This is a genomic window from Micromonospora sp. NPDC005172 (assembly GCF_040608555.1).
Classification (GTDB): Bacteria; Actinomycetota; Actinomycetes; order Mycobacteriales; family Micromonosporaceae; genus Micromonospora.
Genome location: NZ_JBEXIL010000068.1, coordinates 21,742 through 28,213 on the forward strand (window position 1 = coordinate 21,742; position 6,472 = coordinate 28,213).

The window sequence follows — 6,472 nt, forward strand, 5'->3', positions numbered from 1 at the left end:
TCTCTCCGGGGTCAGGACTCGCGCAGCGAGCGGCCGGTCTTGGTCAGGAAGACGTCGTCCAGGCTGGGCCGGTGCAGCTCGATCGAGCGCAGCTCCAGACCGGCGTGGTCGAGGCGGCGCAGCACCTGGGGGATGGCGGTGGCGCCCTCGTCGACGTAGAGGCGCAGGCCGCCCTCGTCGGCGGTCTCCAGCTTGTTGACGTACGGCTCGCCGTCGAGCGCCTTGGTGGCCTGCGGGGTGTCGGCGAGGTCGAGGCCGACGAGCACCACGTCGCCGGAGATCTCCCGCTTGAGCTCGGCCGGCGTGCCCTCGGCGACGACCTCGCCGTTGTCCATGATCGCGATGCGGTCGCAGAGGGCGTCGGCCTCGTCCAGGTAGTGCGTGGTGATGAAGACGGTCATCCCGTCGTTGCGCAGTCGCCGGATCTCGTCCCACATGTGGGCGCGGCTCTGCGGGTCGAGGCCGGTGGTCGGCTCGTCCAGGAAGACGATCTTCGGCTCGTGGATGATGCCGAGCGCGATCTCGACCCGCCGACGCTGGCCGCCGGAGTACGTCTTGCACTTGCGGTCGGCGTACTCCGTGAGCTGGAAGGCCTCCAGCGCGCGGACGGCGCGCCGCTGTGCGTCGGCCTTGCCGATGCCGTACATCCGGGCGTGCAGGACCAACTCCTCGCGGGCGGTCGACTCGTCCCAGGTGCTGCCGCCCTGCGGCACGTACCCGATTCGGCGGCGGACCTCCGCCGGGTCCTTGCGCAGGTCGGCGCCGGCGATGGTGGCTTCGCCACCGTCGGGCTCGATCAGCGTGGCGAGCATCCGCAGCGTGGTGGTCTTGCCGGCGCCGTTGGGGCCGAGGAAGCCGAAGATCTCGCCCTCGGCGACCTCGAGGTTGACGCCGCGCACGGCGTCCACCGTCTTCGTCTCTCGACCCGCGCGGGAGCGGAACGACTTCCGCAGCCCCCTGGTCTCGATCATTTCTGCTCCTGGTCGGTCGGGCCGGCCGAGCCGGCCGTCGAGTGTCGATCCGGCCGGTCGGGCCGGCCGTCGAGTGGGACGACGCCGGACGGCGCACTCCCCCGCTGTGCCGACAGCAGGCTAACGCGATATAGCGTCTGTAGTCAACGTTGATTATTTCGCGTCACGGTCGAACCGTTCCTCGCCCTCCCGTGGGCCCGACCAACCCTCGGCGTTCGCCAGCTCAGCAGGCAGGTACGACACTCCGGACTCGATCCGCTCCGCGATGCGCTCACACCAGTTCAGCTCCGCCTCCGCCTTCGCCGACCACAGCTCGAACATCCAACTGACGTGCACCGGCTTGGTGTTGCGCACCCAGTCCGACTGGAGCGAGGCGCGCATCGACTCCATGCCGGCGCGCAGCAGGTTGGCCCGGTTGCGCAGCGCCGCCGCCGCCTCGGACCGGGGCATCGCGGGCAGGAAGGAGAAGGCCGCCGTGAAGGGGTCGACCGGCTCGGTGAAGTTCCACCAGAAGTTGCGCAGCAGGGTCTCGAACTCGTCGTCCCCCTTCGGCGTGACCTCGTACGTCGTACGCGCCGGACGGGCGCCGACCTGCTCGGTCGCGACGGCCCGCAGCAGCCCTTCCTCGGTGAGTTTGCGCAGCGCGTGGTAGATCGAGCCGGGCTGCACGTTCGCCCACTTGTCGGCGCTCCAGCTCAGCAGCTCGCGGCGCACGTCGTAGCCGTGCACGGGCTGCATCCACCGCACCAGTCCGAGGATCATCATCCGAGTCGCAGACACCAGCCAAGCGTAATAGCCAAGTTTGACTAAGCTCAGTGCGTCATCCCACACTGAGCGATCGTTAGGGGCCGCCAGGGGTGGCCGATACACTCCCCGTCAGTAACCTGCCGGGAGGAGCCACGAAGGTGCGCAAGGTACTGATCGCCAACCGCGGCGAGATCGCCGTCCGGGTCATCCGCGCCTGTCGTGACGCCGGCCTGGGCAGCGTCGCCGTGTACGCGGACTCCGACCGCGACGCCCTGCACGCCACGCTCGCCGACGAGGCGTACGCGCTCGGCGGGGACAGCGCGACCGACACGTACCTGCGCATCGACAAGCTGCTCGACATCGCCGCCCGGGCCGACGCCGACGCCGTACACCCGGGTTATGGCTTCCTCAGTGAGAACGCCGACTTCGCCCAGGCGGTCATCGATGCCGGGCTGACCTGGATCGGCCCCACCCCGCAGGCGATCCGCGACCTGGGCGACAAGGTCACCGCCCGGCACATCGCCCAGCGCGCCGGCGCGCCGCTGGTCCCCGGCACTCCCGATCCGGTGGGCAGCCCGGACGAGGTGATGGCGTTCGCCGTCGACCACGGCCTGCCGGTCGCCATCAAGGCCGCCTTCGGCGGCGGCGGGCGCGGCCTCAAGGTCGCCCGCACGATGGAGGAGATCCCCCAGCTCTTCGAGTCGGCCACCCGCGAGGCCGTCGCGGCGTTCGGTCGCGGTGAGTGCTTCGTCGAGCGCTACCTGGACCAGCCGCGCCACGTCGAGGCGCAGGTCCTCGCCGACCAGCACGGCAACGTGATCGTGGTGGGCACCCGGGACTGCTCGTTGCAGCGCCGGCACCAGAAGCTCGTGGAGGAGGCCCCCGCGCCGTTCCTCACCGACGCGCAGCGCGCGCAGATCCACGACAGCGCCAAGGCGATCTGCCGTGAGGCCGGTTACCACGGTGCCGGCACGGTGGAGTACCTGGTCGGCAAGGACGGCACGATCTCCTTCCTGGAGGTCAACACGCGACTCCAGGTCGAGCACCCGGTCACCGAGGAGACCGCCGGTATCGACCTGGTCCGCGAGCAGTTCCGGATCGCCGACGGCGAGAAGCTGCGGATCACCGAGGACCCGACGCCGCACGGGCACGCCATCGAGTTCCGGATCAACGGCGAGGACCCGGGCCGCAACTTCCTCCCCGCGCCCGGCACCGTCACCACGCTGCGCCTGCCCACCGGGCCCGGCGTCCGCGTGGACACCGGCATCTCGGCCGGCGACGTGATCGGCGGCAACTTCGACTCGCTGCTGGCCAAGGTGATCATCATCGGTGAGACGCGGACCGAGGCGCTGGAACGCGCCCGCCGCGCCCTCGACGAGATGGTCGTCGACGGGATGGCCACCGCGCTGCCGTTCCACCGGCTCGTCGTGCGGGACGAGGCGTTCACCGCCGAACCGTTCACCGTGCACACCCGGTGGATCGAGACCGAGTTCCAGAACACCGTGCCGCCGTTCGCCGCCGCCGCCGGCGCCGCCGACGCGCCGGCCGAACGCGACACCGTCGTGGTCGAGGTCGGCGGCAAGCGCATCGAGGTCAGCCTCCCCGCCGGCTTCGGCGGGAGTACGACCACAGCCGCACCCGCCTCCCGTAAGGCGACCCGGCGTGGCGGCGGCGTCAAGGCCGGCGCACCGGTCGGTGGCGACGCGCTCACCTCCCCGATGCAGGGCACCATCGTCAAGATCGCGGTGGCCGACGGCGACACCGTTGCCGAGGGTGACCTGGTGGTGGTGCTCGAGGCGATGAAGATGGAGCAGCCCCTGCACGCCCACAAGGCCGGTACGGTCAGCGGGCTCGCCGCCGAGGTCGGCGCCGTGATCACCGCCGGGGCCGCCATCTGCACCATCGCCTGAGGGGTGGGCTGACTCGGCGGCGGACCCGTCAGGTGGTCTGCGGCAGCGGTGCAGGCGCGCTTCGGACGGCGTATCGATGGAGCGTGACGCCCTCGTCGAAGCACGCCTGCTCGAGCAGGTCCAGCTCCAGCGGCTCGTCGTGGCCGTCGAACAGGGGGCGGCCGGCACCGAGGATGACGGGGTGCGTGAAGAGCATCAACTCGTCGAGCAGCCCCGCGCGCAAGAGCGCCGTAGCCAGTGTGGCGCCGCCGACACCGATGTCACCGTCGGTCCGCCGCCGTAGCTCCGCGAGCTGACCGATGGCATCGTCGCCGCCGATGATCACGGTGTTGTACTCGGCGCTGGTACGCGTGCGCGAGACCAGCACCTTGGGCTTCGAGGTCCAGATCTCGCCGTACTCGCGCAGGTAGTCGGGCAACGACTCGTCGTCGCGCGCTGCCGGCCAGAATCCCTCCATCGTCTCGTGGATCGTGCGTCCCTGGACCATGAGCGACAGCGACCGCGCCCGCGCGTTGAACTCGCGGTGCAGTGACTCTCCGATGCGCATCCAGGTGCCGCCGCCCTGCTCGCCGTGAACACGCTCGATCAACAGATCGGTGGACACGTTCATCCAGTACACGAATCGTCCCGGCATGGGCTCTCCCTAAGTGATAGCGATATGCAACTGCTCCGGCCTACCCTAGGATGAGGTGATAGCAAGATGCAATCACTTGCCGGGAGGGCTCGATGGAGTCGGCGCCACGCTCGGGTTGCCCGATCAACCAGGCGGTGGAGGTCCTGGGCGATCCGTGGGCGATGCTCGTACTTCGGGACATCATGTTCGGCAATCGACGGCACTTCCGCGAGCTGCTCACCGGCAGCGAGGAGGGCATCGCGCCGAACATCCTCAGCAGCCGTCTGCGGCGCCTCACCGACGCGGGCCTGCTCACCCGTGCGGATGCCCGCCGGGGGCAGCGGGCGGCCTACTCGCTGACCGAGGCGGGCATCCAGACACTGCCGGTCATGGCGGCGTTCGGCACGTGGGGGCTGGCCCAGCGCGGCGGCGACCGTCGCCTCCGGGTGCGCGCCGAACTGCTCCGCGACGGCGGCCCCGAACTGCTCGCCCGCTTCATGGACGACCTCCGCGAGCTGCACCTCGGCGTCCCCCGCCCGGACCCGCACTCCCGACGAGCTGTCGACGAACTTCGCGCGGCCTACGAGAGCGCCACCCGCGACTGACCTGATCGACGGGACCGCCCACGTCGCCACGGACCGCTGCCCACGGCCGTGCCGGCGCACGCGACGGCTCGTGACCCACCGCGCAGGACCGGGTGGTGGGGTGGTTTGGACCACCAGCGGCGGCAGGAGTGGGCGCGAGCAGGAATGATGTTCAGGTGCGCTTCCTTCACGGCGCGGTTCCCGCGCACGACCTGACCTACACCGACGTCTTCATGGCGCCGGCCCGCTCCGACCTCGGCTCCCGCCTCGACGTGGACCTGTCCACCGGCGACGGCACCGGCACCACCATCCCGCTGGTGGTGTCGAACATGACGGCGGTCGCCGGGCGGCGGATGGCCGAGACGGTGGCCCGGCGGGGCGCGATCACAGTGATCCCGCAGGACATCCCGATCGAGGTCGTCGCGAACGTCGTCGCCTGGGTCAAGCAGCGGCACCTGATCTACGACACGCCCATTACCCTGGGCCCGACCGAGACCGTCGGCGACGCGATCCACCTGCTGCCGAAGCGGTCGCACGGCGCGGTGATCGTGGTCGACGACGCCGGCCGGCCGATGGGCGTGGTCACCGAGGCGGACACCCTGGGCGTGGACAGGTTCGCCCAGCTCCGGCATGTGATGTCCACCGAGCTGCACACCGTCCCGGCGGACGCGGACCCGCGTACCGGGTTCGACAGGCTCTCCGCCGGCCGACGTCGACTCGCCCCGGTGGTGGACGCCGACGGCCGGCTCGTCGGCGTACTGACCCGGCAGGGCGCGCTGCGGGCCACCCTCTACACGCCGGCCGTGGACGATCGGGGTCGGCTACGCATCGCGGCTGCGGTCGGCATCAACGGGGACGTCACCGGCAAGGCCGCCGCGCTGCTCGAGGCGGGTGTGGACACGCTGGTCGTGGACACCGCGCACGGGCACCAGGAGCGGATGATCTCGGCGTTGCGGGCGGTCCGCAAGCTCGACCCGGGCGTACCGGTGGCGGCCGGCAACGTGGTCACCGCCGAGGGCGTACGCGACCTGGTCGAGGCCGGCGCGGACATCATCAAGGTCGGTGTCGGTCCGGGCGCGATGTGCACCACGCGGATGATGACCGGCGTCGGCCGGCCGCAGTTCTCCGCCGTCCTCGACTGCTCGACGGCGGCACGGGAGCTGGGGCGGCACGTCTGGGCCGACGGCGGCGTGCGGCACCCCCGCGACGTGGCGCTCGCGCTGGCCGCCGGCGCGTCGAACGTGATGATCGGCTCCTGGTTCGCCGGCACCTACGAGTCCCCCGGTGACCTCTACACGGAGCCGGACGGGCGGCGGTACAAGGAGAGCTTCGGCATGGCCTCGGCGCGGGCGGTCAGCGCGCGTACGGCCGACGACAGCCCGTACGACCGGGCCCGCAAGGCGGTGTTCGAGGAGGGCATCTCCTCGGCCCGGATGCACCTGGACCCGCACCGGCCCGGCGTGGAGGACCTGATCGACGAGATCATCGCAGGAGTACGCAGCGCCTTCACCTACGCCGGCGCCCGCAACCTGACCCAGTTCCACGAGCGGGCGATAGTCGGCGTCCAGAGCGCCGCAGGCTTCACCGAAGGAATGCCCCTCCCCACCAGCTGGTAACCCCCACCCCGCCCCCGCCCCCGCCCCGCCC

At 71.0% G+C, this 6,472-nt stretch carries 6 protein-coding genes; 3 read left to right on the forward strand and 3 right to left on the reverse strand.

The features are described from left to right. Positions 1–11: 11 nt before the first annotated feature. Together ABZV06_RS29385 and ABZV06_RS29390 are read right to left on the reverse strand one after the other, a co-directional pair. Positions 12–971 (reverse strand): ATP-binding cassette domain-containing protein, encoded by a 960-nt coding sequence (locus ABZV06_RS29385; protein ID WP_355239369.1) that lies wholly within the window; start codon positions 969–971, stop codon positions 12–14. 153 nt (positions 972–1,124) lie between these two features. After that, entirely contained in the window at positions 1,125–1,736 is a 612-nt protein-coding gene (locus ABZV06_RS29390; RefSeq protein ID WP_355239810.1) for a PadR family transcriptional regulator, read from the reverse strand. 140 nt (positions 1,737–1,876) lie between these two features. Between ABZV06_RS29390 and ABZV06_RS29395 the strand changes: the two genes are divergently transcribed. Next, positions 1,877–3,628, forward strand: coding sequence for a biotin carboxylase N-terminal domain-containing protein (locus ABZV06_RS29395; protein WP_355625476.1), 1,752 nt, complete (start codon positions 1,877–1,879; stop codon positions 3,626–3,628). A 28-nt stretch (positions 3,629–3,656) separates the two neighbouring features. Here the strand turns inward: ABZV06_RS29395 and ABZV06_RS29400 are convergent, their stop codons facing one another. After that, complete coding sequence (locus ABZV06_RS29400; protein ID WP_355239363.1) at positions 3,657–4,262, reverse strand: dihydrofolate reductase family protein; 606 nt, start codon at positions 4,260–4,262, stop codon at positions 3,657–3,659. Between the two features lie 92 nt (positions 4,263–4,354). Here ABZV06_RS29400 and ABZV06_RS29405 point away from each other — a divergent pair, with 92 nt between their 5' ends. Together ABZV06_RS29405 and ABZV06_RS29410 are read left to right on the forward strand one after the other, a co-directional pair. Continuing rightward, positions 4,355–4,846 (forward strand): helix-turn-helix domain-containing protein, encoded by a 492-nt coding sequence (locus ABZV06_RS29405; protein WP_355625478.1) that lies wholly within the window; start codon positions 4,355–4,357, stop codon positions 4,844–4,846. A 155-nt stretch (positions 4,847–5,001) separates the two neighbouring features. After that, positions 5,002–6,441 (forward strand): GuaB1 family IMP dehydrogenase-related protein, encoded by a 1,440-nt coding sequence (locus ABZV06_RS29410; protein ID WP_355239357.1) that lies wholly within the window; start codon positions 5,002–5,004, stop codon positions 6,439–6,441. Positions 6,442–6,472: the final 31 nt, after the last annotated feature.

Bases quoted from the DNA above. Each gene is read 5' to 3' on its own strand.
- ABZV06_RS29405 (WP_355625478.1), top strand. From the start codon at position 4,355: ATGGAGTCGGCGCCACGCTCGGGTTGCCCGATCAACCAGGCGGTGGAG.
- ABZV06_RS29390 (WP_355239810.1), bottom strand. From the start codon at position 1,736: ATGATGATCCTCGGACTGGTGCGGTGGATGCAGCCCGTGCACGGCTAC.
- ABZV06_RS29400 (WP_355239363.1), bottom strand. From the start codon at position 4,262: ATGCCGGGACGATTCGTGTACTGGATGAACGTGTCCACCGATCTGTTG.
- ABZV06_RS29385 (WP_355239369.1), bottom strand. From the start codon at position 971: ATGATCGAGACCAGGGGGCTGCGGAAGTCGTTCCGCTCCCGCGCGGGT.